The organism is Pseudactinotalea sp. HY158, from assembly GCF_009660225.1.
GTDB lineage: Bacteria > Actinomycetota > Actinomycetes > Actinomycetales > Beutenbergiaceae > HY158.
In genome coordinates this window covers 668,965-694,702 of the sequence record NZ_CP045920.1, presented here as the reverse complement: position 1 = coordinate 694,702, position 25,738 = coordinate 668,965, and the positions used below count along the sequence as shown (strand labels likewise).

The following is a 25,738-nucleotide window of genomic DNA, read 5'->3' as shown; positions in this document are numbered from 1 at the left end:
GGGAATGTCGGTGGGGCCGGGATAGGCTCTGTTCATGGATGTCGAGGCGTGCACCGAGCGGAATGCGCCACGCTGGCGCGAGCGCGCCGACGAGGTGTGCGAGCGGAGCACCGCCCACTCCGATTTCCGCGATGTCGCACGCACGAGCCTCATCGGCACGAACGTCGATGCGCGCAAGCTGCTCCACTTCCGTGGCCTCGAGCCCCCGACCATCGTCAGCACATTCGACGTACGCGCGGCGGAGGTCGGCGAGACGCAGGCGGAGCGGCTGACCTACGGCAATTCCTGGGGAGAGCGGCGAGCGGCCTTCGAGCGCGGCATCGGCGTGTACACGCGGGCGGTCTACGGGACGCTGGACATTCCCGACTGCCCCGGCGACGACCGCTATGGACCGTTTCGGCTCTCGTATCCGGCCCTCGACGGGGACGAGCCGATCGTCGTGCCGCACAACAGCGCTGCCGAATACGGTCATGGGGGTCGTTTCCACGCGGCTCGGTTGAGCGAGGATGTGGCCGGCTGGGACTCACGCGCCGACGTGGCCGTCGCGCGCCTCGCCGCCCGGATTCCCTCATCCCCACGGCCCCGATGGCCGATGCTTCTGTCCGAGGGAGACGAGAACCACGACCTCGTCGAACTCGTCTGCCCGGCCGGCCAGCGACCGATGAGCGATGTCGCGGAGATCCGGGTCGGGCGCCGATACAAGGACGACGTGCTCCGATCAGCCCTGCGCGGACTCGGCTCGGAGGACGCCACGGACATCGAGGACTCCGCCCTGCTGCTCGCGGAGCTTCGACACGAACAGGAATCGGGTCGACTCCGCCTGACGATCCTCGAGGAGGTCACATGAGCAAGCTCCTCGTCGCCGCCGCCCGGTACGGGGAGGTGTATATCTCCCGGGATGCCGACGGCACCTACCGGCGCCACACCCCCTACCGTCCGGGCGCCCCGATCGAAATCGGCATCGCAGAGGTCGAATGGGCCATCGGTGAGCACGGTCTCGACCGGATCGATCGGGAGTTCGACACCTGGGCGGCACTCGAGGCAGCGGTCCAGGCACGTATTCCCACGACGCGCGTTCTTCCGACCGACATTCCGCTCAGCCGCGGACTCGCGCGTGATCTGCTTCCCCTCCTGCGGGAAGAGCTGGCACGTCCGACCCAGAACCTCGACGTCACCCGCGTGATCTCACGCCTACTCGACCATGACACCGTGGCGGCGGACCCGGCGCTGGTGAAGGAGCTCGCGGAACTCCTGCGCCAGGCGGCCCGCCCGCCGAGGCGGCCCGTGACACTGCGGCCGAACCGTCCCGAGCAGCCGCACCGGCTCGATCGAAGTCGCGGATTCTTCGGGATGGCGGCGTGAAGCGGATTGCGTTCTACAGCTATAAGGGCGGCACGGGGCGCACCCTGGCCCTTGCCAACGTCGCGGCGTTCTGTGCGATCGCGGGCAAGAAGGTCGTGGTCATCGACATGGACCTCGAGGCCCCGGGTGCGTTGTACAAGTTCGGCGTCGATCCAGCCGCCACCACTTGCAGCGGTCTCGTGGGCTGGCTCCTCGACACCGCCCTGGGCGACGAGGAGCCGGATTCGCTGGACGGCTACCTCCTCGAACCGGACCTCGCCCCGAACGTCGGCATCGTCGATCAGGGTGGTGCGCTCTGGCTCATGCCCGCGGGCGATCTCTCCTCTCCCAACTACTTCGGTCAGCTCCAGCGGCTCAACTTCGACGCCCGGGTGGACGACGGCTCGGCCGTCGATCTCATGGGGCGTCTTCTCGACCGCATCGAACAAGACCTCGAGCCCGATCTCGTGTTCATCGACGCTCGCACGGGGATCACCAACAGCAACTCGCTCGTGCTCTCCGAGTTGGCGGACGAGGTGTATGCGCTCTACCTCGACCTGCCCGAACAGCGCGATGGCACCCGCATGGTCTTTCGGTCCCTCGCTCCGCTCGCTCGCGAGGGCCGCCCCACTCTCAACGTCGTGCTCTCCCGGGTTCCGCTCGACGGTGAGCACCGGGGCGCCGGCTGGACCAGCACTGAACGTGACGAAGCGCGAGCCCGAGAGGCCGAACGGTTCCTGCTGGCGCCGGCCAACCCCGCCGAATTCAGCATCGATGCGGTGCGTGTGTTCCAACTCCACCATCGGCCCGCGCTCATCGAGGACGAACACCTCGTCTTGATGCGCCTGGCCGAGCCCGGCGTGGCGGAGTCCGCGCTCGCCTGGGACTATATGGGGATCGCCCGCGCGATCCTCGACGACGAGAACGCGATCATCCGGGCCACCGCGGGAATGGGCCGGGCCCGCATGCCGGCGGCGACGCGGGCTCTTCTCAGCGGAGATACGGGTCCGGTCGCCGGGCCCGGCTCGCGCAGTGCGAGCATCACCCCTGCGAATACTCGACTGAACGAGCCCCTCCATGCCCGGGTCGATCGGCAGAGACTGCTGGCCGATTCGGATCCAGCGGAGCAACCGCGTCTTTCGCGCCTACTCACGGAGTTGTCCCTCACCCAGTCCCAGGTCGGGGAGCACCGTGCCGCCGTGGACTCGGCGATCGAAGCCGTGGAGCGCTACGAACAGTTCGCAGACTCCGACCCGAAACGGTATTTGCCCGAACTTGCAGACGCATACGCAACCGCGGCGGACTCACTCGCCGCAGTGGGCGATCACCCTGCGGCGCTCAAGATGAGCGAGCGCGCGGTCGGACTCCACGCGGAGTTGGCCGATCACCTACCTGATGCCTACCTACCCATTCTCGCCAAGGCCTTCAACAACTACGCCATCGACCTCGCACACGCCGGTCGACACATGGAGGCTCTACGGCCTGCCGAGAGCGCCGTGCGGATCCGTGAACGATTGGCGCAGGACTATCCGGACCTCTACCTCGCCGGCCTTGCCACGTCGCTGAGCAATCTTTCGAACAGGCTCCGCGCCGTCGGTCGCGAGGAGGAGGCACTCCACCTCGCCGCACGCGCAGTCGACACCTTCGAGAGAGTCCTACCCACGACCCCGGATGAGCCGAATCCAAGCCTCGCACTCGCCTTGACCAACTACTCCGTCCAACTCTCCCGAGCTGGACACGACACGGAGGCGCTCGATGTCACGCGACGCTCGATCGACGTATTCGACCAGTTGACGAAGCGCTACCCAACGATCTTCCTGCCCGAGCTCAGTGCCGCGTTGAACAACCTCGCCCATATCCTGCTTCAGATCGGGGCCGTCGACGAAGCACTCGCGCCCGCTCGACGATCACTCGAGATCCGCACCCAGCTCGTGCAAGAGAACGAGATGGCCAATCTGCCCGGTCTGGCCCTCACGCTCAATACATACGCCACAGCTCTTGACCGCCTCGGGCACGTATCGGATGCGCGGGCGGCCGCACAGCGGTCGGTTGCGATCCGCGAGGAACTGGCCAGTGCCAACCCTGCAGCCAATTTGCCGGCTCTGGCCTCGTCGCTCGATACGTACGCTCGGGTACTCACGCGGTCCGGCGACCCGCAGTCCGCGCTCCCCGTCGCTCGACGCGCCGCCGATATATCCCGGCAGCTGACTCGCGCGAATCGAACCCTTCATGGACACGACTTCGCGCACAGGCTCACGACCCTCGCCGACCTCTTGGAGAGCCGCGGGAACACCGAGGATGCCGACCGCGTCCGCGCGGAGCGGCAGGAACTGCTGACACCCGAAGAGGACTGAGCGCCCGTCCACCTCGCGCCGTCGGCCACCGAGTGGTGTCATGGAAGGCATGAGTCGCCGGCGCGGGAGGAGTGGTCGAGATGCGCGCAGTCGTCATGCACGCCCCGGGGGACGTACGCGTGGTGGACCGGCCCGATCCGCGGCTCCGCGAGCCGACGGACGCGATCATCCGGGTGGTGGCCACGTGCGTGTGCGGTTCGGATCTGTGGCCCTACCGGGGCGACCGGGAGGTGCGCGACCAGCCCATGGGCCACGAGTACGTCGGGGTGGTCGAGGAGATCGGCCCACAGGTGCGCACGGTCGTACCGGGTGAGTTCGTCGTGGGCTCGTTCATCGCCTCGGACAACACGTGCGAGATCTGCACGGCCGGCTACCAGTCCCGGTGCGTCCACTTCGTGGGCATGGGCGGCATCGGCACCCAGGCGGAGCGGGCCCGCATCCCCTGGGCCGACGGCACGCTCGTGGCCACTCCCGAGTACCCGGACGACGACCTCCTCGCATCGCTGCTCGCCGCCTCGGACGTGCTCGGCACCGGCTGGTTCGCCGCCGTGGCGGCGGAGGCGGGACCGGGAAGGTCCGTCGCGGTCGTCGGCGACGGCGCGGTCGGCCTGCTCGCCGTGCTCGCGGCCCGGCGACTCGGGGCGGAGCAGGTCATCGCGATGTCCCGGCACGCCGACCGCCGGCGGCTTGCGCTCGAGTTCGGCGCCACCGAGATCGTGGCCGAACGGGGCGAGGACGGCGCCGCCCGGGTTCGTGAGCTGACCGGTGGGCTCGGTGCCCATTCGGTGATCGAGGCGGTCGGCACCGCGGAGTCGATGCGGCAGGCGATCGGATCGGCCCGCCCCGGCGGCCATGTCGGCTTCGTCGGGCTCCCACACGGCGACGTGCCCGGCCCGGAGCTGTTCCAGTCCGCCGTGCACCTGCACGGCTGCCCGGCACCCGTGCGCCGCTTCCTGCCGGAGCTCATCGACCTCATCTGGCAGCGGCGGATCGACCCCGGCCGGGTCTTCGACCTGACCCTGCCGCTGGAACAGGCGGCCGACGCCTACCGCGCGATGGACGAGCGCCGGTCGATCAAGGCCATGCTCATCCCCTGACGGCTGCTGTCGGAACGCTCGCGGCCCGGAACTCTCGGCCGATAGGGTGCCGACATGAAGCCCGGAGAGAGGATGTGGCGCAGGGTCGGCCGGGCCCTCGCCCGGACCCTTCGCGCCACGCGCCGTGAGCCGCGCGCGTCCAACCGGAGCGCCACCGGCCATGCGGGGGGCGGGGTACCTGCCCCGACCGCGAGCCCGGCCCGGGAGTACACCGTGCCGGCCTCCGGCCTGCCCCCGCTGCGGCACGACGCCCACGCCGACGGCGAGGCCGATCCGGGCGAGGTCGTCTGGGCGTGGGTGCCGTACGAGGAGGATGCGACCGTCGGCAAGGACCGGCCGGTGCTCGTCGTCTCCCGGCTGCCGGGGGGCCTCCTCGGGCTCCAGCTCACCTCCCGCGACCACTCGCGCACCCGCGCGGCCGATACGAGCAACGGGCGCTACTGGATGGACGTCGGCTCCGGCGACTGGGACGCCCGCCGACGCGATTCCGAGGTCCGCCTCGACCGACTGCTGTTCCTGCCCACCGGCTCGATCCGGCGGGAGGGGGCCGCGCTCGACCGCGGGGTCTTCCTACGCGTGGCCGCGGGCGTGCGGGCGCTGCACGCACGGGCGTGAGCGGGAGGGCTCGAATGCGCGCCCGGGAGGCGTCAGGGCGGCAGCCAGCCCTGCTCGGAGGCGATCGCGGCGGCATCGGCCCGGTTGCGCGCCCCGGTCTTGCCGATCGCGGCCGAGAGGTGATTGCGCACGGTGCCCGGGGAAAGCCCCACCTCCGCGGCGATCTCGCTGATCGTTCCCCCCTTGCGTGCGACGAGGAGCACGTCGGTCTCCCGCACCGTCAACGGTGACCGGCCCGAGGCGAGCGATTCGGCTGCGAGCACCGGGTCGACGACCCGCAGTCCCGCGGCCACCCGGCGCACGGCGTCGGCCAGCTCGCTCGCCGGGGTGTCCTTGACGATGAACCCGGAGGCGCCGGCCTCGAGCGCCCGGCGCAGGTACCCCGGCCGGCCGAAGGTCGTGACGATGAGGCTCCGGCAGCCGGGCAGGCGCCGCCGCAGCAGCGCGGCCGCCGCGATCCCGTCGAGCCCCGGCATCTCGACGTCGAGCAGCGCGACCTCGGCGCCACTGCCCGCCGCGGCCCCGAGCACCTCGTCTCCCCGGCCGACCTGCGCCACGACCTCGAGATCCGACTCGAGGCCGAGGAGGGTCGCGAGGGCGCCGCGGACCATCGCCTGGTCGTCGGCCAGGAGCAGCCGGATCGCCCCGGTCACGGCGCAACGCCCGTGACCGTCAGGAGGGTGCCGCCGTGATCGCGTTCGGCGACGCTGAGCACGGCGCCGGATCGCTGAGCGCGCGCGGCGAGTCCGGCGAGTCCGCTGCCGCGGCCGCCCGATCCGGCGTCGAGGGACGCCCCGCCGCGGCCGTCGTCCACGATCGTGATCGAGCGCGGTTCGAGCTCGACCCAGCAGTTCCTCGCCCGGGCGTGGCGGATCACGTTCGTCACGCTCTCCCGCAACGCCCAGGCGAACAGCTCCCGCAGGTCGGGATCGACGCCGCCGGTCGAGTCGGGTAGGTGCGGGGTGGCGCCGGCCGCGCTCAGTGCCGCGTGCGCGGCCGACAGCTCGGTGGCCAGGTTCACCTCGCGATAGCCGGTGACCGCGGCCCGCAGGTCGACGAGGGCGGCCCGGGTCGTCCGCTCGATGTCGTCGAGCTCGGCCACGGCCCGCGCCGGATCGGAGGGCACGAGCCGCCGGGCCAGCTCGGACTTGACCGTGACCACGGTGAGCGAATGTCCGAGCAGGTCGTGGATGTCGCGGGCGAGGCGCTCCCGTTCGTCGGCCACCGCGAGCCGGGCGATCTCGCCCTGGGCCGCGCGCAGCCCCCGCACGGCCTGGATCTGCAGGGAGAACGCGAACATCATGATGCCGATCGAGGTGGTCAACGCGACGATGAACCATTCCGAGCCGAGATCCCCGGCGATCCAGAGCACGACGGCCTGCGCGAGGGCCACGACCGCGATGACCGCGAGGAGGAATCGACGCGGCTGCCAGGTCATGGCGGCGATCACGGGCAGATAGATCCACAGCCACACGGTGTCGCTTCCCATGAGCGGGAACGCCAGGCACGTGAGCGCGAAGAAGCCGGCGAGCGCCGCCACCACGATCGGCCGACCCCGGCTCCACAGCAGCGGCGGCAGCACCACGTACGCGGCGCCGAGGGCGAGCATGAGCGCCGTGGTCAGGTACGGGTCGAGCGCGAAGTCCGGCCGGACCCACGCGGCCGTGATGGGCACGGCCAGGTACGCCAGGCCCCAGAACGAGCCCAGGAACCATTTGCGGGCGCCACCGCCGGCGAGCCGCTCACGGGGCCGGCGCCACGTGCTCATGCCCTCCAGCCTACGTCGATCGCTCGGTCGGGTCATCGTGGGCACGGCGCGGCCCCGCCGCGGTCGTCATCCTCAGCTCCGCGCCGCGTCGCGCTGGTAGCGCCACACGATGACGGTGCCGATCACGAGGGTCCAGGCGGTGAGCACGAGGGCCGGTGTGAGCACGTCGCCGCTCAGGTGCGCGCCCATCTGGCCGAGCCGGTTGAGCCAATAGGAAGGCACGACCTGGGCCGCCTCGGACATCCAGGCGGGGAAGATCTGCAACGGCACCCACAGCCCGCCCAGCAGCGACAGCCCCATGAACACGGCCATGAACAGCGGCTGGGCGAACTCCGGCTTGGCGAACTGGCCGATGAGCAGGCCGATGAGCGCGAACGGCAGCACCCCGAACCAGATGCCGAGACCGGTGGCGAGCCACGCCGCCGTTCCCAGGTCCGGCCGGAACACCACCGCCGCCACCGCGATGACCACGACGATCGCCACGAGTGCCAGCAGCATCGCGGTGACCACCTTGGACACCAGGTAGCCCGTGCCGCTGAGCGGGGTGATGCGCAGCTGCCGGTTCCAGCCCAGGGAACGCTCGTTGACGATGTTGAACGACTGCGACAGCGCGGCGATCATCGCGCCGTAGGCGGCCATCTGGATCGTGGTGACGACGATCCACGGGAGGTGGGTGACGTCGTCCATACTCCCGCCGGCGCCGAAGGTGCCGCCGAACGCGAAGAGCATGACGAGCGGCACGGCGAGGGTGAACAGCAGGGTGCGGGTGTTCTTGAGTTGACGCAGCGACTCGAGACGCACATACGTGAGGCTCATGAGCGGGCTCCGATCGGTTCGGTGGTCGCGTCGGCCCGAGCGGGGTCGGCAGGGTTCTCGGGGGTGGCAGGATCGTCGGGGGATGCGGCGGTGAGGGCGAGGAAGGCGTCGTCCATGCTGTGGGAGGCGACCTCGATGTCGTGGGCGTCCGGGTGCTCGGCGAGGAGCCGGCGCAGCGCGGCGTCCGGGGCACCGCTGACGAGGGTGACGTACTCGCCGCGGTTCTCGACGCTGCGGACCCCCGGCAGGGCCGCGAGCTCGGCGCCGAGCGCCGGCGTCCACGGCCGCCCGAGGGCGAGGCGGATCCGCCGGCCGGACACGATCGACTTGACCTCGCCCGGGCTGCCGTCGGCGACGACGCGTCCGGCGGCGAGCATGATGATCCGATCGGCGTAGGCGTCGGCCTCGTCGAGGTAATGGGTGGCGAAGACGACCGTGCGCCCGGCGGCGGTGAACTCGGCCATCGACTGCCAGAACACGCGCCGCGCCTCGACGTCCATCGCGGCGGTCGGTTCGTCGAGCAGGAGCAGGTCGGGGTTGGAGACGACGGCGACCGCGAACCGGGCCCGCTGCATCTGCCCGCCGGAGAGCTTGCTCACCCGCTGGTTCGCGATCTCGGTGCAGCGAGCGCGCTCCAGCGCCTCGGCGATGCTCAGCGGGTGCCGGTGCACGCTCGCCACGAGGGCCACGGACTGGGCCACGGTCGTCGTGGGCAGCAGCGCCCCGCCCTGGAGCATCGCGCCCACCCGGCCGGCGGCGATCGCCTGGCGCGGGGCCGCGCCGTAGATCTCGGCGGTGCCCGCCGTCGGCCGGGCGAGGCCGAGCGCGAGATCGATCGTGGTCGACTTGCCGGCGCCGTTCGGGCCGAGGAGGGCGACGACCTCACCGGGTGCGATGGTCAGGTCGACGGCGTCCACGGCGGTGATCCGCCCGTAGGTCTTGGTCAGTTCCGTGAGCCGGATGGCTGGTGGTGTGGTCATGCATCCAGGGTTCTCCGCGGGGCGGGCGGCCGGGTAGCGCGGCTGTCACAGCGGGGCCGTGACGTTTGTCAGGGGCGTATGGACGACGCGGCTCGCCTCGCGCGCGGAAGCCGCGCCCGATTAGGGTGAGTCGATGGTGCTCGACCTGACCCCCGCGCAGGCCCGGCGGCTGCGCGCGCAGACCCAGCTTCTCGGCGGCAGCGACCTGGGCCCGGCCGAGGTGGTGGCGCGCGGGGTCGCGCTCCAGGGGCAGGACCTGCCGGCCGTGCTGCGCGCCGTCGCGCTGCGCTCCCGGCCCGGCACGAGCCTCGACGACGTGCGCGATGCGGTCGATGCGGGGCTGCTCGTGCGCTCGTGGCCGATGCGCAGCACGCTCTTCCTGACGACGCCGGCACACCTGCGCGTGCTCCTCGCCGCCACCGGCGAGCGGATCGTGCGGGCGACGGCCCTGCGGCGCCGGCACCTCGGGCTCGACGATCGGACGCTCGCGAGGGCCGGCGAGGTGGCGCGGGCGGCGCTGGACCAGGCGCCACGGACCCGGGCGGAGCTGCTCGCCGAGTGGGAGGCGGCCGGGATCGCGACCGCCGCGGGCCGCGGCTACCACCTGCTCATGCACCTGGCGGTGACCGGCCTGCTGCACTGGGGCCGCTTCGACGCGGGGCGCACGCAGCAGTTGGTCGAGGCGTCGGCGGGTACCGGGGGCACGGCGGACGCGGAGGACTCCGACCACACCGCGGCGATGGTCGCGATCGTGCGCTCGTTCATCGCCTCCCGGGCGCCGGTGAGCCTGGAGGATCTGGCGTGGTGGACCAAGCTGCCCAAGGCGCTGCTGCGCGGGTATGCGGCGCGGCTCGAGGATCTGGTCGAGGTGACGGTGGCGGGCCGGCCCGCCTACCTGCTCGAGGAGCTGCTGCCGAGTGCGCCCCCACCCCGCACGGGTGTGCGGCTCGTACCGGGCTTCGACGAGTGGCTGCTCGGCTACTCGGACCGCTCGCTCGTGGCCACGCCCGCCGCGCTCGAGGCGGTCGTCCCGGGCGGCAACGGCGTGTTCCGGCCGGCGATCCTCCTCGACGGCGTCGTGGTGGGCACGTGGCTGCCGGCGCGCCCGCCGGCCCGCCCCGGCCCGGAGATCCACCTGGTGGGGGACGTGACGGCGGCGACCGCCCGCGCGATCGACCGGGCGATCGCGCGGTGGCCGCACGACTGACTCACGCCCGCTGACTCACGCCCGCGTCAGGAGCGGACCGCCCGAGGCGAGCGGGCGTCGTCCATGATCGGGCCATCGGACGGGCCGGACTGAGCGGGCGGAGCGGAGTTCGCGGCCTTGAACGTGCGCAGCCGCAGGCTGTTCGACACGACGAACACGGAGGAGAACGCCATCGCCGCACCGGCGAGCATGGGGTTGAGCAGCCCGGTGGCCGCGACCGGGATGAGCGCGACGTTGTAGGCGAACGCCCAGAACAGGTTGCCGCGGATCGTACCGAGGGTGCGGCGGGAGAGTCGGATCGCGTCGGGCGCGGCGCGCAAGTCGCCGCGCACGAGGGTGAGGTCGGAGGCCTCGATCGCCACGTCGGTGCCGGTGCCCATCGACAGCCCGAGGTCGGCCTGGGCGAGGGCGGCGGCGTCGTTCACGCCGTCGCCGACCATCGCGACCCGCCTGCCGCCGGCCTGGAGGCGCTGGATGTGGGCGACCTTGTCGGCGGGCAGGACGCCGGCGATGACGTGCTCGGGGTCGATGCCGACCTCGGCCGCGACGGATCGGGCCACGGCGGCGTGGTCGCCGGTGAGCAGGATCGGGGTGAGGCCGAGCTCCCGGAGCTGCATGATGGCCTCGGCGGAGGTGGGCTTGATCGCGTCGGCGACGACGAGCACGCCGCGGGCCCGCCCGTCCCAGCCGACCGCGACCGCGGTGCGGCCCCGCTCGGCGGCGCCCCCATCGCGGCCTCGAGCACGGGCGGCAGCGGCTGGGACCACTCGGCCAGCAGGCTCGGGCGGCCGACGACGACCGCGTGGCTCGCCGCATCGTCCCGGCCGCCCGTCACGATGCCCTGCACGCCGAGGCCCTCGATGCTCGCGAAGTCCTCGACCTCCGGGAGGTCGCCGACCTCCGCTGCGGCGCCCGTGGCGATCGCCTGGGCGATCGGGTGTTCGCTGGCGTGCTCGAGGGCCCCGGCGAGGCGCAACACCTGCGCGCGGTCCTCGCCGTCGGCGGTGACCACGTCGAGCAGGCTCATCCGGCCGCTCGTCACGGTGCCGGTCTTGTCGAGCACGATGGTGTCGATCCGGCGGGTGGTCTCGAGCACCTCGGGGCCCTTGATGAGGATGCCGAGCTGGGCGCCGCGGCCGGTGCCGACCATGAGCGCGGTCGGCGTCGCGAGGCCGAGCGCGCACGGGCAGGCGACGATGAGCACCGCGACCGCGGCGGTGAACGCGGCGGCGAGGGAGTCGCCGGCGCCGGCCCAGAAGCCGAAGGTCGCCACGGCGAGGGCGATGACGATCGGCACGAAGACGCCCGAGATGCTGTCGGCCAGGCGCTGGGCCCGGGCCTTGCCCGTCTGCGCCTGCTCGACCATCCGGGCCATCTGCGCGAGCTGGGTGTCGGCGCCGACCCGCCTCGCCTCGATCACGAGCCGGCCCCCGGCGTTGACGGTCGCGCCGACCACGTCGTCGCCGGGGGCGACCTCGACGGGCACGGATTCGCCGGTGACCATCGAGGCGTCGACCGCCGAGGATCCCTCGACGATCCGGCCGTCGGTGGCGATCTTCTCGCCCGGGCGCACGACGAACCGGTCCCCCACGGCGAGGTCGCCGATGGGGATCCGCTGCTCCCGGCCGCCCCGGAGCACCGCGACGTCCTTGGCACCGAGCTCGAGCAGCGCGCGCAGCGCCGCCCCGGAGGTGCGCTTGGCCCTGGCCTCGAAGTAGCGGCCGAGCAGGATGAAGGTGACGACGCCGGCGCCGACCTCGAGGTAGATGTTGCCTGCGCCGTCGGTGCGGGAGATCGTCAGCTCGAAGGCGTGGGTCATGCCGGGCATGCCGGCCGTGCCGAGGAAGAGCGCATAGAGCGACCACAGCAGGGCGGCGAGCGTGCCCATGGAGACGAGCGTGTCCATCGTGGCGGTCCCCTGCCGGAGGTTCTTCCACGCCGCCCGGTGGAACGGGTAGCCCGCCCACACGATGACCGGGGCCGCGAGGGTGAGGGAGAGCCACTGCCAGTAGGTGAACTGCAGCGCGGGCACCATCGCCATCGCGATCACGGGCACCGAGAGCACCGCCGAGACGATCACCCGGTCGCGCAGGGCGCGCACCGGGCCGTCCTCCGCGGCCGGGTCGTCGTCGGCCGCACCGCTGTCGCCGCCGCGCCGGCCGATCGACGCCGGTCGGGGCAGGGCCGCGCTGTAGCCGGCCTGCTCGACGGTGTCGAGCAGGAGCGCGGTGCCGATGCCCTCGCCATAGGTGACCGTCGCCTTCTCGGTCGCGTAGTTGACCGTGGCGGTGACCCCGTCGATCTTGTTGAGCTTGCGTTCGATCCGGTTCGCGCACGAGGCACACGTCATGCCCGCGATCGCGAGTTCGACCTCGCCGCCGGGCTCCTCGGCCGCCGGGGGCATGCTGCTCATGGTTCTTCCTTTCGTGCGGACGTCCGTAGTCGGGCCGTGTGGGGACTACCCGATGGGTCCCACCGCGCTGCCGATGCCGTAGGCCCCGGCCAACACCACGGCGAGGATCGCGAGGTAGCCGGTGAGCCGGGCCCGGGCGCTCAGCCCTCGCGCGCTTCGTGCCATCAGGTGGCGTCGGCCAGCTGGTAGCCGGCCTCCTCGACCGCCGCCCGGACGGCCGCGGCCTCGAGCGGCGCGTCGCTGGTGACGGTCATCCGGCCGGACTCCAGCTCGACCCGGACCTCGCTCACGCCGGCGATCTCGCCGACCTCCTCGGTCACCGACGACACGCAGTGGCCGCAGGTCATTCCGGTGACTGCGTAGGTGGTGCTCGTGCTCATGGTGGTGCTCCTTGCGTGGGGATTGTCTACTTGATCGAGGTCGGATCCGGGGGCGATCAGGACCGAACGAGGCGGGCGATCGCGTCCGAGGCCTCCTTGACCTTCGCCTCGGCCTCGGGCCCGCCCTTCGCGGCCGCCTCGACCACGCAGTGGCTCAGGTGCTCCTCGAGCAGGCCGAGGGAGACGGCGCGCAGGGCCTTGGTCATCGCCGAGACCTGGGTGAGGATGTCGATGCAGTACTGCTCCTCCTCGACCATGCGCTGGAGGCCGCGGGCCTGGCCCTCGATCCGGCGCAGGCGCGTGAGGTAGGCCTCCTTGTGGCCGATATAGCCGTGATGTGCGTGCTGCTCGACAGTCATGTGTGATTCACCTTCGCTCAGGCGTGCCCGGAACTTCGATCCCTACTATACCCCCGTAGGGTATCAAGTCGGCAAGCCCCGCGGATCGGACGAGTGTCCGCCGGCGTCAGCCTGAAACGACGGTGAGGCAGCAGGCCGTCTCGTAGGCGTCCGCCGCTGCATCGTCGAAGGGGATGGCCGCGCCGAGAATGGCCCGCAGGCGAGCCATGCGAGTCTCACGGCGTGCCCGTTCGATCGGGTTCGCGACCGCGCGGACCCCAAATCCGAGCTCGGCCAGTAGTGCCCCTTAGAGTGGTGTAGCGCGGTTGCCCAGCTCGTCCCGGTCGTGGACGTGGGTGCGGCCACCGCGTGATCCTTCGAGTCAACCTTCTACCGAATCCTCGAACGGAGTCATCACGATGACCGCACCACATATTGTCGACCCTGGCGGCCTGCTCAGTGAAGCCCTGAGCGAAGCAAGCCCGGATCTGATGCGTTCGCTGTTGCAGACGATGATCAACGCGCTGCTGTCCGCGGACGCCGACGCCGTCGTCGGCGCCGAGTACGGCCGGCCCAGCGCCTCGCGTACGGCGCAGCGTAACGGCTACCGCCACCGCGACCTGGACACCCGCGTGGGGACCGTGGACGTGGCCATCCCCAAGCTGCGCAAGGGCAACTACTTCCCCGAGTGGCTACTCGAGCGGCGCAAGCGGGCCGAGTCGGCGATGATCACCGTCGTGGCCGACTGCTACCTGGCCGGGGTGTCCACCCGCCGGATGGACAAGTTGGTCAAGACCTTGGGGATCGACTCACTGAGCAAGTCTCAGGTCTCGCGGATGGCGGCCGACCTGGATCAGATCGTCGAGGACTTCCGCCACCGCCCCCTGGATGAGGCGGGACCGTTCACGTTCGTCGCGGCCGACGCGCTCACGATGAAGGTCCGCGAGGGCGGGCGCGTGGTCGCCACCTCGGTACTGCTGGCGACCGGGGTCAACGCCGACGGGCACCGCGAGGTCCTCGGCCTACGCGTGGCCACCAGTGAGACCGGGTCGGCGTGGAACGAGTTCTTCGCCGACCTCGTCGCGCGCGGCCTGACGGGCGTGCGCTTGGTCACCTCCGACGCCCACCAGGGCTTGAAGGAAGCGATCGCGGCGAACTTGACCGGTGCCGCGTGGCAACGGTGCCGTACCCACTACAGCGCGAACCTGATGGACGTGACGCCCAAGAGCATGTGGCCGGCCGTCAAGGCCATGCTCCACAGCGTCTATGACCAGCCCGACGCACCCAGCGTGCAGGCCCAGTTCGACCGGCTCATCGAGTACGTCGACGAGAAGCTGCCCGACGCGGCCGAGCACCTCACCGGCGCACGGGAGGACATCTTGGCGTTCACCGCGTTCCCCAAGGACGTGTGGACACAGATCTGGTCGAACAACCCCCAGGAGCGTCTCAACCGCGAGATCCGCCGCCGGACCGACTCCGTGGGCATCTTCCCCAACCGCAACGCCATCGTGCGCCTCGTCGGCGCCGTCCTAGCCGAGCAGACCGACGAATGGGCCGAAGGCCGGCGCTACCTCGGCCTCGACGTCCTCGCCCGCTGCCGCATCACCCTCATCACCACCACCGACCCCGAGATCGGAGCCGAAACCATGCCCGCCCTGACCGCCTGAACCCCTACGAAGGATCACCCACCGCTACACCACTCCAAGGGACTTGACCACTCGGCCCACGACAACGACGAGACGGCCACCTGGTGGTCGCGATGCGAGAGCGCTTAGGCGACGAGCAGATTCGTGTCGAGAACCGCCTTCACCGGGCGCCCTGCCAGGGGTCGGACACGTCGACGACACTGCGTTCGGTCGCGATCTCCCGGGCCCACGAGTCGTCCGCACCGAGCTCGCGCAGGACGGAGTCGATCTCCTCACCACACACCCAGCGCGGCTGCCGCCGAGGCGCGATCTCGGCGATCGGCTCGCCATGATCGGTCACCATGTAGGTGGCACCGGCCTTGACCTCACGAAGCATGCGTGTTGGATTCTGCCGCAACTCGCCGATACTGATCGTCTTGGGCATGGCGACCTCCTGAGTAGACAATATGCTACCCGGTCGGGCCGCATATCTCCGTTCGGGTCGTCTCCGGTGGCTCCTCCGGCGCACCGATGTGTCGTGTCGCACCGCCGTTCATCGTCTCCCATGGAGCGCAGGACGCGGTTGCGCGACGCGAGGATGCCCGCGGCTTCGCGCGCTCTCGCAGCAACCCGTCGCCTATGCAGAGCTGCCGGTAGCCAACCACCATGTCGATGTGTTCCCTTCGCCCTGAATCCGCTCGACGAGGGCTACCGGCCCAGTGGTTTGTCGGATGCGGAGTGGGCGTCGATGGTCGCCTCACGCCGCCGCGACCTCATCGGTATCCGCACCGAAACAGTGTTGACGCGCGCAATGAGCCCGTTGGAGCACACCGCGATCGACACCGCGCTGTTGGCGACGGTGCGGGAGAACGATGTGCCGATCCTGCCGATGATCGTCGACCACCTCCTGCACCCGCCGGACGATCCCGACGGGCGGCTGACTAAGGATGGGCGGATGGTCGGACACGCGCTGCGCCACCTGGTCGGCGGCGACCTGTCCGGACTGTTCGACGGCCCCTCCACCGAACATTTCGACCCCACCCTCCCAATGGTGTCCCTCGACCTGTCGCGGGTGACGGAGAACTCCGCGTTGATTTCGGTGCTGATGACCTGGTCATCGGCATGGATGGAAGCCGCACTGCTCGATCCGGCGGGTGGGCAGCGGTGGTGTATCTACGACGAAGCCTGGCGGCTCATGTCTCAACCAGCGCTGCTGCGGCGGATGGATGCGCACTGGAGGCTCGCCCACGCCTACGGCATCAGCAACGCCCTCACCTTTCGCAAACTCTCCGACATGGAGAACGTCGGCGACGAAGGCTCCGCCAAGCGCGCACTCGCCAACTCCCTGCTCGCGAACGCGGAGACGAGGATCATCCTGCGGCAGGAATCCGACCAGCTCGGCACCACCGCCAAATCCCTGGGACTGACCGGTACCGAGCGGTCGTTGTTGCCGACGTTGGGGACGGGGCAGGCGTTATGGCGGATCAAGGAACGCGCATTCGTCGTCCAGCACCAGATGCACCCCGCCGAACTCGTCCTCTTTTATGCCACGGGGCGGATGAACAGCGAACCCCGCAAGTTCAGGAATCCTGAAGCCTGATTCGCGTGAACATGCCGCTGAGGGCCACTGTGTGGGGCGTGAGGTTGCATGTTCGTGGAAGATGCGGCCTTACGATGGTTGTGTCCAGTCGCCTTGTGAGCATGTGTGGTCAGAAGTCTCAGGCTGATGGTGCTACCGCGGTGGCGAGCTTGTTCATCGCCGATGTCGCGGACTCACTGACGGTCGGGCCAACTGCGGCGAGACTGGCCATGAGAACGGCGATCTCGGGAACGTCAAGGTTGATGGGACCGGCAGGTGCGACGTTCTCAATGATGGCACCGCCTCCGCGGCCCGGGACCACGGTGATCGGGACTCCGGAGTGCCTGAGGCGTTCGATGTCGCGAGCGATGGTGCGTTCGGTGACGCCGAGCTCGTCGGCGAGTCGCTGGTGGGTGAGCCGGTTCCGGCTCGCGTGCAGCCGTTCGATGATGTATTGCTGGCGTTCGACTCGGCGTATCGTCAGGTGAGGATCGCGGGAAGCGGCCGCCTGCAGTCCACGGGATCGGGTCATGCACATGATGGTAACCATGACAAAGGCGTGTCAGTGTATAGCCGTAGCCTTGAGCGCATGAGCGAGTACAGCATTGCCCGGAAGTTCTTCGATGCCTACACCCGTGCCCTGATCGATCGTGACGCGAAGGCGATCGCAGGGCACTACGCGGTGCCCGCGCTGATCGAGTTCCCCGAGCAGGCCATCGTCGTGTCCGACCCGCGCCAGACCGAGGAGTTCTTCGCCGGCGCGTTCGGCCAGTACGCGGGCGTCTCCGCCACCGACGCTGCCGTCGCGGTCGTCGCGGCGAGCCGTCACAGTATCTGGGCTGATGTCACGTGGAATCATCACGGCGGGGCACCGGACGAGCGGAACATGTACCAACTGGTCCGCAGCGGGGAAGACTGGAAGATCGCCGTCTTGACCCCGCTGAATGCGTGAACGGCGCCATCGGCAGCGAAGACTCAGGAGGATCGATGACCAGTGCTTCGAACAAGATGATCAGCGACTTCACCGGCAAGCCGACAACGCAGTCGTTCTTCACCGCGATCGCGGAGTACACGGCATCTCTCGGGCAGGTGGCCAAGGACGCGAAAGCGCAAGTGAGCTTCTCGGTGAACCGCAAGTTCCTCTGGCTTTGGGCCTACGAGAAGACCGCCGATGGCACCTTGTACCTCAACGTGACACTGGACCAGAAGATCGACGACCCGCACTTCCACAACGTCTCCCAGGTCAGCACGAACAGGTGGAACCACCACGTCGAGGTGAAGTCCGAAGTGACCGCGAACAGCGATTGGCTGCACGATCTCATTCGCCAGGGATTCGAGTTCGCCCGTAGATGACGTCGGCTGCACGCCGCTGAGCTACCGCGTCGTTGGACGTTGGCCGAGCCTGCGCGATCGCTCGCTGACGCCATGCCCGAAGGAGCCGGGCCACTGGTGGGCGACTCACGGGCGCTGCCCACGTAGTGCATCGCGGCTTCGATGCCGATGCCGAACAGGTCGCAGATGCGGCGGACGTCGCCGCCGGTCTGCTTGACCTCGTAGAGAATCCGGTCGATGCGCGGTGCTTGGGCGGTGACGCCGGCCTGCTTCCAGGGGAAGTTCCGGCTGGGGCGTGCGAGCCGGGGCGCGCTCGGTCGGGTGACGAGGAGGTAGGGGTTCTTCGTCTCGGGCCAGCGTTTCGCACGGCGGTCGAGCCAGGCGGCGAGGCGAACGCGAACATGTCCCGCCCCGGACGCGAAACCTGCCCCGCCATCAGGCGGGGCAGGTTTCGAGTCTCAACTTACGTGGAGCTAGGGGGATTCGAACCCCCGACCTTCTCATTGCGAACGAGACGCGCTACCAACTGCGCCATAGCCCCAAGGCGTGCACCAGCTTAGCACCCGCGACGGGTCACTCCGTGCCAGGCGGCCGGTGCGCGGCTATGAGCCGCCTCACCCCACGGCCCGGCGGCGGGCGAGGATCTCCTGCACGTTGAGACTCGAGCCGGTCGCCGCCTCCGGCTCCGCCGCGGATTCCGCCTCGGCGAGCGCGGCCTCCCGCTCGGCGCGGGCGCCGGCGAGCTGCGCGGCGGTGAGGGCCTCGACCCGCACGGCGGGCATGAACTCGGTCTCCGCATCGCTCGGGGCGGCCTGCGCCGCGCCGGCGTCGTCCACGAGCACGGCGGCGACGGATCGGCGCGGGGCCGCCTTCTTGAGCGTGTACGCCGGCGGCGGCACGGGCACCGGCGTCCAGGACGCGGACTCCCCGCTCGCTGCGGCGTCGGTTCCGGCCACGACGGTGCGTTCGGCGGGCTCGGGCGCGACCCGGGCCGGGTCCACGTCGACGCGCAGGTTCGGCGCGGCGGCGCGAACCGCCGCGGACACGGACTGCCGCTCGGCGATACGGACGGCGTCCGCGAGCCGGGCGTCGGCCGACCGCCCGGCCGCGGCAGCGCGTCGTCCCAACTCGACGACGCCCACGGTCACGGCGGTGGGCACGATCGCGGCCCAGACCGACACGGGGGTCGCCCCGGCGAGCACCCACAGGCCCACGGTGAGCAGCCCGAGCGCCGCGGTCAGCAGCAGTCGGCGGCGCGCGGCGGCGGCGCGGCGACTCGCGGCGGCGGCCCGAGCGGCACGCGCGGCCGCCACCCGACGGGCGTCGGCGGCGATGAGCTTGTAGGCCACGGGGGGTTCCATGGGTGCCTCCGTCTTCCGGTGCAACTGGGTGCGGGTCTGGTGAACGATGGGTGGGGCGGCCGCCTCCCCCGCCCGGGCCACGATTCGCAGGTCGGCCGAGAATCGGTCGTCGCCACGGGCGTCGCGGGCGACCTGCGCCGTGCGGATGAGCGTCGGCAGGAGATACGCGAAGAACAGCATGAGGATCGCGAGGAGGATGAAGCCGTCGAAACCCACGCCTTGACCGTAGAGTGCGCCGTGGTCGGTTGGCGCGATCCCGCGCGGCGTGTCGCCGCCCGCCTCGTCGTTCCCGGTCGAACGGCGTCAGGACGGCGGCTCGTGCGTCAGCCGTGCCAGCACCCCGTGCGGGGCCTCCTCCGCCGTGAGCGCGAAGGTGCGGTGGTCGCGCCAGTCGCCCTGGATGTGCAGGTATCGGCGCCGGATGCCCTCGTCGCGGAAGCCGAGCTTGGCCACGACCCGCAGGCTCGCGGCGTTCTCGGGGCGGATGTTGATCTCGACCCGGTGCAGGGCGAGGGTGAAGAAGGCGTAGTCGCACACGAGCGCGACCGCCCGCGGCGCCACGCCGTGGCCGGCGTGGGCGTGGCCGACCCAGTAGCCGATCGTGGCGGACTGGAGCGAGGCGCGGGCCACCTGGCTCAGCGTCACGTGCCCGATCATCGCCCGGCCGGCGGTGATCGCCCACCCGAAGCTCTCCCCGCGCCGGGTGGCGGCAGCCTGCGCGCGCACGTACTCGGCGAACGTGGGCAGCGTGGCGCCGGGGTCGGGGTTGCTCGCCTCCCACGGGCGCAGCCAGTCGGCGTTGCTCCGGCGCAGCTCGTCCCATTCGGCCCGGTCCCGCCGGCCGAGCGGGCGCAGCCTCAGTCCGGCGCCGGCGATCTCGATCATGCGGGCCTCAGGAGTCCAGCAGGAGGCAGTTGAGCTCGGTGCCGGCGGCGACGTTCTGCATGTCCTGGGGAACCACGACGAGCGCGTTCCCGCGGGCCAGCGCGGACAGGGCGGGGCTCGTGGGGGCGGCTGCCGGGGTGGCCCGATACCCGTCCGCGGGCGATCCCACGATCGTCGCCGGCACGAATTCGCGCCGGTCCCACGGCGACTGCCACCCGGTGGTCACGCGCGCGCGCACGGTCGGCCGGTAGAGCTCCCGCTTGCCGGCCATCGCCAGCAGCGCGGGGCGCACGAACACCTCGAAGCCGATCTGGGCCGCCACCGGATCCCCGGGCAGGCACAGGATCGGGGTGCCCTCCCCGACGGTGCCCACGCCGTACTGGCGGCCGGGGGTGATCCCGACGTTGTCGAACCGCACGGTGCCCAGCGGGCTGAGCACCTCCTTGACCGTGTCGTTCGCGCCGAAGCTCAGGCCGCCGGTGGTGAGGATGAGATCGGCGCGCACGAGCTGATCCTCGAGCACCTCCCGCAGCTCGGCCCGCTCGTCCGGCACGGCGGCGACCCGGAAGGTGGAACCGCCGGCGTCCTGGACTCCGGTCGCGAGCGCGTGCCCGTTCGCGTCGAACACCTGCCCCTCACCCGCGAGCCGTCCGGGCTCCACGAGCTCGTCGCCCACGGAGATGATGACCACGCGTGGGCGGGGATGCACCCCGACCCGCTGCCGCCCGAGGGCCCCGAGCAGGGCGATGTGGCGAGATCCGATCCGCACGCCGGCGGCGAGGGCGATCTCGCCGGAGCGCAGGTCCTCCCCCTGGCGGCGCACGTTCGCGCCGGGACGGACGGCCGCGAACACCCGCACCGACGCGTCACCCCGGTCGGTGTCGGTCAGGGCGACCACGGCGTCCGCCTCGCGGGGCATCGGCGCACCCGAGGCGATCCGCACGCCCGTCATGGGCACGAGCGCCCCGGCCGAGACGGAACCGGCGCGCAGGTCGTCGAGCACCCGCAGGGTCACCTCCCGGTCGGGACCGGCGCCCTCGACGTCGTGGCTGCGCACGGCGTATCCGTCGAGCGCAGCGAGATCGCGGGCGGGCAGATCCGCCGGCGCGGCGACGTCCTCCGCGAGCACGCAGCCGGAGGCGTCGTGGAGCACCACGTCGAGCGGCGGGAGCGGACCCACGAGATCGAGCACTGCGGCCAGGTGTTCGGAGACCTCTTTCACGTCGCCAACCTACCCGGTCCGCGGGGCCGGGCCACGCCTCATTCGGCGAGGTGTTCGGCGAGCCACTCCCGCAGCGGCGGGCCGAGGTCGGGCCGCTCGAGGGCGAGCTGGACGACGGCCTTGAGGTAGTCGAGCCGGTCGCCCGTGTCGTACCGCTTTCCGGAGAACACGACGCCGTGGACGCCGCCGCCCTCCGAGGCCGGCATGCCCGCGAGGGTGGCGAGGGCGTCGGTCAGCTGGATCTCCCCGCCGTGGCCCGGGGCGGTGCGGTCGAGCACGTCGAAGACGGCCGGGTGGAGCACGTAGCGCCCGATCGCGGCGAGGGTCGAGGGCGCCTCCTCGGGCGCCGGCTTCTCCACCAGGCCCGTCACCCGGTGCACCGGGAACGTCGTTCCGGGAACCGGGTCGGCCGGTTCCACCACCGCGCTGCCGTAGAGGGAGATCTGTTCGCGCGGCACCTCCATGAGGGCGATGACCGAGCCGCCGAGGTGCTCCTGGGTGGCGATCATGTCGGGCAGCAGCGGATTCGCCGAGTCGATCAGGTCGTCGCCGAGCTGCACGGCGAAGGCCTCCCCCCCGACGTGCTCGCGGGCCCGCCCGACCGCGTGGCCGAGCCCGAGCGGGGCCCCCTGGCGCACGAAGTGCACGTCGGCGAGCTCGGTGGAGCGGCGCACGCGGGCGATCCGATCCGCGTCGCCCTTCGCCTCGAGCGCGGCGGTGAGTTCGGCGACGTCGTCGAAGTGATCCTCGATCGCACCCTTGTTGCGGCCGGTGATCATGAGCACGTCCGTCAGACCGGCGGCCACCGCCTCCTCCACCACGTACTGGATGGCGGGGGTGTCGACCACCGGGAGCATCTCCTTGGGAACCGCCTTGGTGGCCGGCAGGAATCGGGTGCCCAGGCCCGCCACGGGGATGACGACCTTACGTATCTGGCTCATACCGCCGAGCCTACCGGCCGGATGTCGTTCGAGTTCGGCGGTGAGCGAAATGTTCGTGCACAGCCCCGGCGCGGGAGTGGCCTACGAGCCCGCCGTGGGGCAGAGTTGGAGGCATGTGGACGCCCCAAGGCTCGGTTGTCATCGGTGACGACATCGAGATCGAAGACGCCAAGTCGCTCATCCGTTCCGAGATCCGTCAGCACCGCGGGGAGCGCAGCCCCCGCGAGCGCTCCGGCGCCGGGGAGGCGATCGCCGCCCACGTCGCCGAGCTGCTCACGCGAATCGGCCCGATCGGGACCGTCGCCGCATTCGCGGCCCGGCCCTCCGAACCGGACACCGGCCCGGTGTTCGACCTCCTCCACGAGGCCGGAGTGCAGGTGATGCTTCCGATGCTCGGACCGGGCCTGAGCCGCGACTGGGCGTTCTACCGGCGGGGTGACACCCTGGGCGAGCAGGCCCCCGGGCGCCCGCCGGCGCCGTCCGGACCCGGACTGGGCGAGACCGCGATCAGCCGCGCCGACCTCGTGCTCGCCCCCGCCCTCTCGGTCGACGCCCGCGGCGCGCGCCTCGGCCAGGGCGGCGGCTGGTACGACCGGGCGCTGCGCTACGTGCGTCCGGGGGTGCGCGTGTATGCCGTGCTCTTCGACGACGAGCTGAGCGAGCCCGAACTGCCCACGGCCGAGCACGACCGGCCCGTCGACGGCGTCATCACCCCCGCGGGAGTGCACGAACTCGGCGACGACTGACCCGGCCCGCCCCGGCGGCTGGGCTACTCGGCTCCCGGCGGGAGCAGGGTCATCGTGCGGTCCCCGCTCGCCTCGACGGCCGCGCGGCTCCACGCCCAGTCGAACGTGGAGCCCTGGGCCCACGCGGAGAACTGGTCGTCGTAGTTGTCGGAGAACGGATGGCCGGAGTTGCCGGTGAGGTTGACCCACGTGGCCGCATCCAGGTCCGACATGTCCACGACCATCCGCATCGACGGCACGGTCGTCACCCCGAAGGTCGGGAAGTCGTCGTCCCAGTCGGCCGCGTCCCAGCCGTTCGCGTCCACGATCGCCGAGCCGCCCCCGACCGGGATCGGGCTGGGGTTGACCAGGGCCCGCACGACGCCCGGGACGCCCTCGCCGCCGAGCACGGCGTGTTCGGGCGCGGCCTGGTGCAGCTGGCCCCACTCCCATCCGTTCGGGTTCTTGCCGAGGAGCACGGTGAGCTGGTTGCGGGCGTCGACGAGCGCCCGCGTGAGGATCTCGTCCCGGGTCTCGACCACGTTGAGGGTGGCCCGGTCGTCCCACCACGGGCTCGTCTCGTTCTCCAGCAGCCCGCGCACGGCCTCGAGCCAGCGTCCGCCGCCGGAGGGCCGCTCGGATTCGGGCACCTGATCCCAGAAGGTGAGCTTGAGCAGGTTCGACCACACGGCGGAGAAGTAGGCGGCCGCGGCGGAGTCGGGGGTGTTGCGCCGGTCCCAGTCCGTGAACAGGTCCTGGGCCTCGCGGATGAACGGGTCGCTCAGGTACACGCTCGTCAGGGAGGGCAGGAGCATGTCCGCGAACGGGTTCGCGACGTCGAGCTGGATGTCGTTCATGTCCCCGACCGTGAACTTCTCGCCGGAGTCGATCTGGGCGGTGATCCGGTCGCGGATCTGCTGGGAGCGGTACCCGTAGGCGGCGTCGAGGGTCATGAACGGCGCGACCCCGGGGGCCTGGACCATCTGGTTGGCCGTGACGACGAATCCCTCGGCGGGGTTGAGCAGGCTCGGCATCTCCTCGGGCGGCACGAAGCCGGTCCAGTCGTAGCGCGAGTCCCAGCCCGGCCGGGGCCAGCGTCCGTCCGAGGGCACGGGCGCGCCTGGGACGGCGGCCCGCACGGGCACCTTTCCGGGCGCCTGGTAGCCGATGTCCCCGCTGGTCGTGGCGAAGACGATGTTCTGCGAGGGCACCTCGAACAGGGTGGCGGCGTGGGCGATGTCCTCGGCGTCGGTGGCCGTGGCGAACGCGAACAGCGCGTCCCCGGTGCGGCCGGGGGTGAGCGCGGTCCATTCCAGGGCCACCGCGTAGCCGCCGAGGCCCGACGCCGGCGGATCCTCGAGCGGGGTGTCGCCCGCCTGCCGCGCGTCGGTCATGACGTCGGAGATGATCGGGCCGTGCACCGTCGAGCGCACGGTGAGGGAGACGTCGTCCCCGCCGTTGACCTTGACGGTCTCGTGCCGCTCGACGAGGGGCTCGCGCTCGCCGTCCCGAAGGTAGGTGCCGTCGGGGAAGGTGCGCTCGAGGAACAGGTCGGCCGAATCGGGCCCGAGGTTCGTGAATCCCCAGGCGAGGTCGGCGTTGTGGCCGATGACGACGGCGGGCAGCCCCGCGAACGTGAAGCCCGAGACCTCGTAGGGGCAGTCCGGGCCGACGACGCGGCAGTGCAGCCCCAGCTGATACCAGATCCCGGGCTGGGAGATCCCCAGGTGCGGGTCGTTCGCGAGGATGGGCGCGCCGGAGGCCGTGTATTCGCCGGCGACCACCCACGAGTTCGAGCCGATCCCGTCACCCTCTCCGAGGGGATGAGGGACGGCGCCCAGCGCGTCGGCCACGGCCGCGAGCGCTTCGGTGGGGGTCACCTCGGGCGACGACGCGGCGTCGCCGCGATCGATGCCGGCATCGGGTGCCGGGGTCTGCGGCCGCTCCGAGGCCTCCGCGGCGAGGAACGCCTCGTGCGCGGCGAGGAGGTCGGGGGTCGTGACGATCGGCAGGTTCCGGGCGGTCGGGTAGGCGGGGAAGACCGCCTCGACCATGTCCATTCCCGTCTCCTCGCCGTAGGCCTGCGCGAGATCGCCGTAGATCGCGGCCCGGCCGAGCTCGTCGTCGAAGTTGGCGAGCAGGTCCCAGGCCATCGCCTTGAGCCAGGCGAGGGAGTCGATCGGATCCCAGGGGGCGACGTCGCCGACCTCGACCTCGAAGCCGAGCACGGTGTACTCCAGGCCCAGTTCGCTCGGGCTGCGATCGGAGATATAGGAGTTGACGCCGTCGGCGTAGGCCTGCAGGTGCTGGCGGGAGGACTGGTCCAGCAGCGGCCACTCGGCCTCGGCCACGCGGCGCCAGCCCATCGTGCGGATCACCTGGTCGGCGGCGAGCGCCGACTCGTTCTCGCCCACGAGTTCGCTCAGCCTCCCGGCGGTGAGGTGGCGGCGATAGTCCATCTCGAAGAAGCGGTCCTGGGCGTGCACGTAGCCCTGGGCGAAGAAGAGGTCGTGCGAGGAGTCGGCGTAGATCTGCGGGATGCCCAGCTCGTCGCGGATCACCTCGACCGAGGAGTCGAGCCCGGAGAGGCGGAACTCGCCCGATTGGGCCGGCAGCGGCTTGCGAAGCGCCGAGACCACGGTGATCGCGCCGACCACGAGAACGACGGCGAGAACCGCCGCGGTCGCCACCAGCACACGCCGCACCATATTGCTCTGCTTCACACCCGTCAGGGTATCGGTTCGGGGAAAACGCCGTAG

23 protein-coding genes, 1 tRNA gene and 2 pseudogenes are annotated in these 25,738 nt (G+C 71.1%); 11 read left to right on the top strand and 15 right to left on the bottom strand.

The genetic code is table 11. The features are described from left to right. Positions 1-34 precede the first annotated feature (34 nt). The 5 genes from GCE65_RS03050 (at position 35) to GCE65_RS03030 (ending at position 5,407) form a co-directional block, all read left to right on the top strand. Positions 35-847, top strand: a complete 813-nt coding sequence (locus GCE65_RS03050) for a hypothetical protein (RefSeq protein ID WP_153877339.1) — start codon at positions 35-37, stop codon at positions 845-847. Next, the gene (locus GCE65_RS03045) at positions 844-1,362 is read left to right on the top strand and encodes a hypothetical protein (protein ID WP_153877338.1); all 519 of its coding nucleotides are present in this window, start codon (positions 844-846) and stop codon (positions 1,360-1,362) included. Before GCE65_RS03050 ends, GCE65_RS03045 begins: the two co-directional genes overlap by 4 nt. Further along, complete coding sequence (locus GCE65_RS03040) at positions 1,359-3,695, top strand: KGGVGR-motif variant AAA ATPase (RefSeq protein WP_153877337.1); 2,337 nt, start codon at positions 1,359-1,361, stop codon at positions 3,693-3,695. The genes GCE65_RS03045 and GCE65_RS03040 overlap by 4 nt, the downstream gene beginning before the upstream one ends. 80 nt (positions 3,696-3,775) lie before the next feature. Further along, the gene (locus tag GCE65_RS03035) at positions 3,776-4,792 is read left to right on the top strand and encodes a zinc-dependent alcohol dehydrogenase family protein (RefSeq protein ID WP_153877336.1); all 1,017 of its coding nucleotides are present in this window, start codon (positions 3,776-3,778) and stop codon (positions 4,790-4,792) included. A gap of 54 nt (positions 4,793-4,846) precedes the next feature. Beyond that, positions 4,847-5,407: a type II toxin-antitoxin system PemK/MazF family toxin gene (locus GCE65_RS03030; RefSeq protein WP_152817421.1), complete on the top strand. Its 561-nt coding sequence runs from the start codon at positions 4,847-4,849 to the stop codon at positions 5,405-5,407. A gap of 32 nt (positions 5,408-5,439) precedes the next feature. On the opposite strand, the gene GCE65_RS03025 is transcribed toward GCE65_RS03030, so the two are convergent. The 4 genes from GCE65_RS03025 to GCE65_RS03010 form a co-directional block, all read right to left on the bottom strand. Further along, positions 5,440-6,060 carry a response regulator gene (locus tag GCE65_RS03025; RefSeq protein ID WP_153877335.1) on the bottom strand — a complete coding sequence of 207 codons (621 nt, stop codon included), beginning with the start codon at positions 6,058-6,060 and terminating at the stop codon, positions 5,440-5,442. Continuing rightward, on the bottom strand, positions 6,057-7,175 hold the full coding sequence (locus GCE65_RS03020; protein ID WP_194928804.1) for a sensor histidine kinase: 1,119 nt from the start codon (positions 7,173-7,175) through the stop codon (positions 6,057-6,059). Before GCE65_RS03020 ends, GCE65_RS03025 begins: the two co-directional genes overlap by 4 nt. A 72-nt stretch (positions 7,176-7,247) precedes the next feature. Next, positions 7,248-7,991, bottom strand: coding sequence for an ABC transporter permease (locus tag GCE65_RS03015; RefSeq protein WP_152817419.1), 744 nt, complete (start codon positions 7,989-7,991; stop codon positions 7,248-7,250). Then, positions 7,988-8,971, bottom strand: a complete 984-nt coding sequence (locus GCE65_RS03010; protein ID WP_153877333.1) for an ABC transporter ATP-binding protein — start codon at positions 8,969-8,971, stop codon at positions 7,988-7,990. Before GCE65_RS03010 ends, GCE65_RS03015 begins: the two co-directional genes overlap by 4 nt. A 133-nt stretch (positions 8,972-9,104) precedes the next feature. Here GCE65_RS03010 and GCE65_RS03005 point away from each other — a divergent pair, with 133 nt between their 5' ends. After that, positions 9,105-10,178 carry a winged helix DNA-binding domain-containing protein gene (locus GCE65_RS03005; RefSeq protein WP_153877332.1) on the top strand — a complete coding sequence of 358 codons (1,074 nt, stop codon included), beginning with the start codon at positions 9,105-9,107 and terminating at the stop codon, positions 10,176-10,178. Between the two features lie 26 nt (positions 10,179-10,204). On the opposite strand, the pseudogene GCE65_RS03000 reads toward GCE65_RS03005, so the two are convergent. The 3 genes and pseudogenes from GCE65_RS03000 to GCE65_RS02990 form a co-directional block, all read right to left on the bottom strand. After that, positions 10,205-12,591, bottom strand: a pseudogene (locus GCE65_RS03000) (heavy metal translocating P-type ATPase). 164 nt (positions 12,592-12,755) lie between these two features. Beyond that, positions 12,756-12,971: a heavy-metal-associated domain-containing protein gene (locus tag GCE65_RS02995; protein WP_153877331.1), complete on the bottom strand. Its 216-nt coding sequence runs from the start codon at positions 12,969-12,971 to the stop codon at positions 12,756-12,758. A 56-nt stretch (positions 12,972-13,027) separates the two neighbouring features. Next, on the bottom strand, positions 13,028-13,330 hold the full coding sequence (locus tag GCE65_RS02990) for a metal-sensitive transcriptional regulator (protein WP_152817414.1): 303 nt from the start codon (positions 13,328-13,330) through the stop codon (positions 13,028-13,030). Between the two features lie 398 nt (positions 13,331-13,728). On the opposite strand from GCE65_RS02990, the gene GCE65_RS02985 reads away from it, so the two are divergent. Then, entirely contained in the window at positions 13,729-14,976 is a 1,248-nt protein-coding gene (locus GCE65_RS02985) for an IS256 family transposase (RefSeq protein WP_153877330.1), read from the top strand. A 139-nt stretch (positions 14,977-15,115) separates the two neighbouring features. On the opposite strand, the gene GCE65_RS02980 is transcribed toward GCE65_RS02985, so the two are convergent. Beyond that, a complete protein-coding gene (locus GCE65_RS02980) occupies positions 15,116-15,379 on the bottom strand; it encodes a type II toxin-antitoxin system Phd/YefM family antitoxin (RefSeq protein ID WP_152817412.1) in 264 nt (87 codons plus the stop codon). Positions 15,380-15,622: 243 nt separating this feature from the next. Between GCE65_RS02980 and GCE65_RS02975 the strand changes: the two are divergent. Further along, positions 15,623-16,534, top strand: a pseudogene (locus GCE65_RS02975) (ATP-binding protein); the annotation flags it as partial. A gap of 118 nt (positions 16,535-16,652) precedes the next feature. On the opposite strand, the gene GCE65_RS02970 reads toward GCE65_RS02975, so the two are convergent. After that, on the bottom strand, positions 16,653-17,045 hold the full coding sequence (locus tag GCE65_RS02970) for a YafY family protein (protein WP_228760085.1): 393 nt from the start codon (positions 17,043-17,045) through the stop codon (positions 16,653-16,655). A gap of 57 nt (positions 17,046-17,102) precedes the next feature. Here GCE65_RS02970 and GCE65_RS02965 point away from each other — a divergent pair, with 57 nt between their 5' ends. Beyond that, a complete protein-coding gene (locus GCE65_RS02965) occupies positions 17,103-17,465 on the top strand; it encodes a hypothetical protein (RefSeq protein WP_194928803.1) in 363 nt (120 codons plus the stop codon). Then, the gene (locus tag GCE65_RS02960; RefSeq protein ID WP_228760084.1) at positions 17,462-17,866 is read left to right on the top strand and encodes a DUF5655 domain-containing protein; all 405 of its coding nucleotides are present in this window, start codon (positions 17,462-17,464) and stop codon (positions 17,864-17,866) included. Before GCE65_RS02965 ends, GCE65_RS02960 begins: the two co-directional genes overlap by 4 nt. A gap of 447 nt (positions 17,867-18,313) precedes the next feature. On the opposite strand, the gene GCE65_RS02955 is transcribed toward GCE65_RS02960, so the two are convergent. The 5 genes from GCE65_RS02955 to GCE65_RS02935 all read right to left on the bottom strand — a co-directional run bounded on the left by GCE65_RS02955 (position 18,314) and on the right by GCE65_RS02935 (position 22,254). Continuing rightward, positions 18,314-18,386, bottom strand: a tRNA-Ala gene (locus GCE65_RS02955). Between the two features lie 73 nt (positions 18,387-18,459). Continuing rightward, positions 18,460-19,422: a hypothetical protein gene (locus GCE65_RS02950; protein ID WP_153877328.1), complete on the bottom strand. Its 963-nt coding sequence runs from the start codon at positions 19,420-19,422 to the stop codon at positions 18,460-18,462. 87 nt (positions 19,423-19,509) lie between these two features. Next, a complete protein-coding gene (locus tag GCE65_RS02945; protein ID WP_153877327.1) occupies positions 19,510-20,091 on the bottom strand; it encodes a GNAT family N-acetyltransferase in 582 nt (193 codons plus the stop codon). Positions 20,092-20,098: 7 nt separating this feature from the next. Further along, positions 20,099-21,313 (bottom strand): gephyrin-like molybdotransferase Glp, encoded by a 1,215-nt coding sequence (glp, locus tag GCE65_RS02940; RefSeq protein ID WP_153877326.1) that lies wholly within the window; start codon positions 21,311-21,313, stop codon positions 20,099-20,101. A gap of 38 nt (positions 21,314-21,351) precedes the next feature. Continuing rightward, positions 21,352-22,254 carry a UTP--glucose-1-phosphate uridylyltransferase gene (locus GCE65_RS02935; RefSeq protein ID WP_153877325.1) on the bottom strand — a complete coding sequence of 301 codons (903 nt, stop codon included), beginning with the start codon at positions 22,252-22,254 and terminating at the stop codon, positions 21,352-21,354. Positions 22,255-22,367: 113 nt separating this feature from the next. Here GCE65_RS02935 and GCE65_RS02930 point away from each other — a divergent pair, with 113 nt between their 5' ends. Then, positions 22,368-23,000, top strand: coding sequence for a 5-formyltetrahydrofolate cyclo-ligase (locus GCE65_RS02930; RefSeq protein ID WP_228760083.1), 633 nt, complete (start codon positions 22,368-22,370; stop codon positions 22,998-23,000). A gap of 23 nt (positions 23,001-23,023) precedes the next feature. Here the strand turns inward: GCE65_RS02930 and GCE65_RS02925 are convergent, their stop codons facing one another. Further along, a complete protein-coding gene (locus tag GCE65_RS02925; RefSeq protein WP_370460177.1) occupies positions 23,024-25,702 on the bottom strand; it encodes a penicillin acylase family protein in 2,679 nt (892 codons plus the stop codon). Positions 25,703-25,738 lie beyond the last annotated feature (36 nt).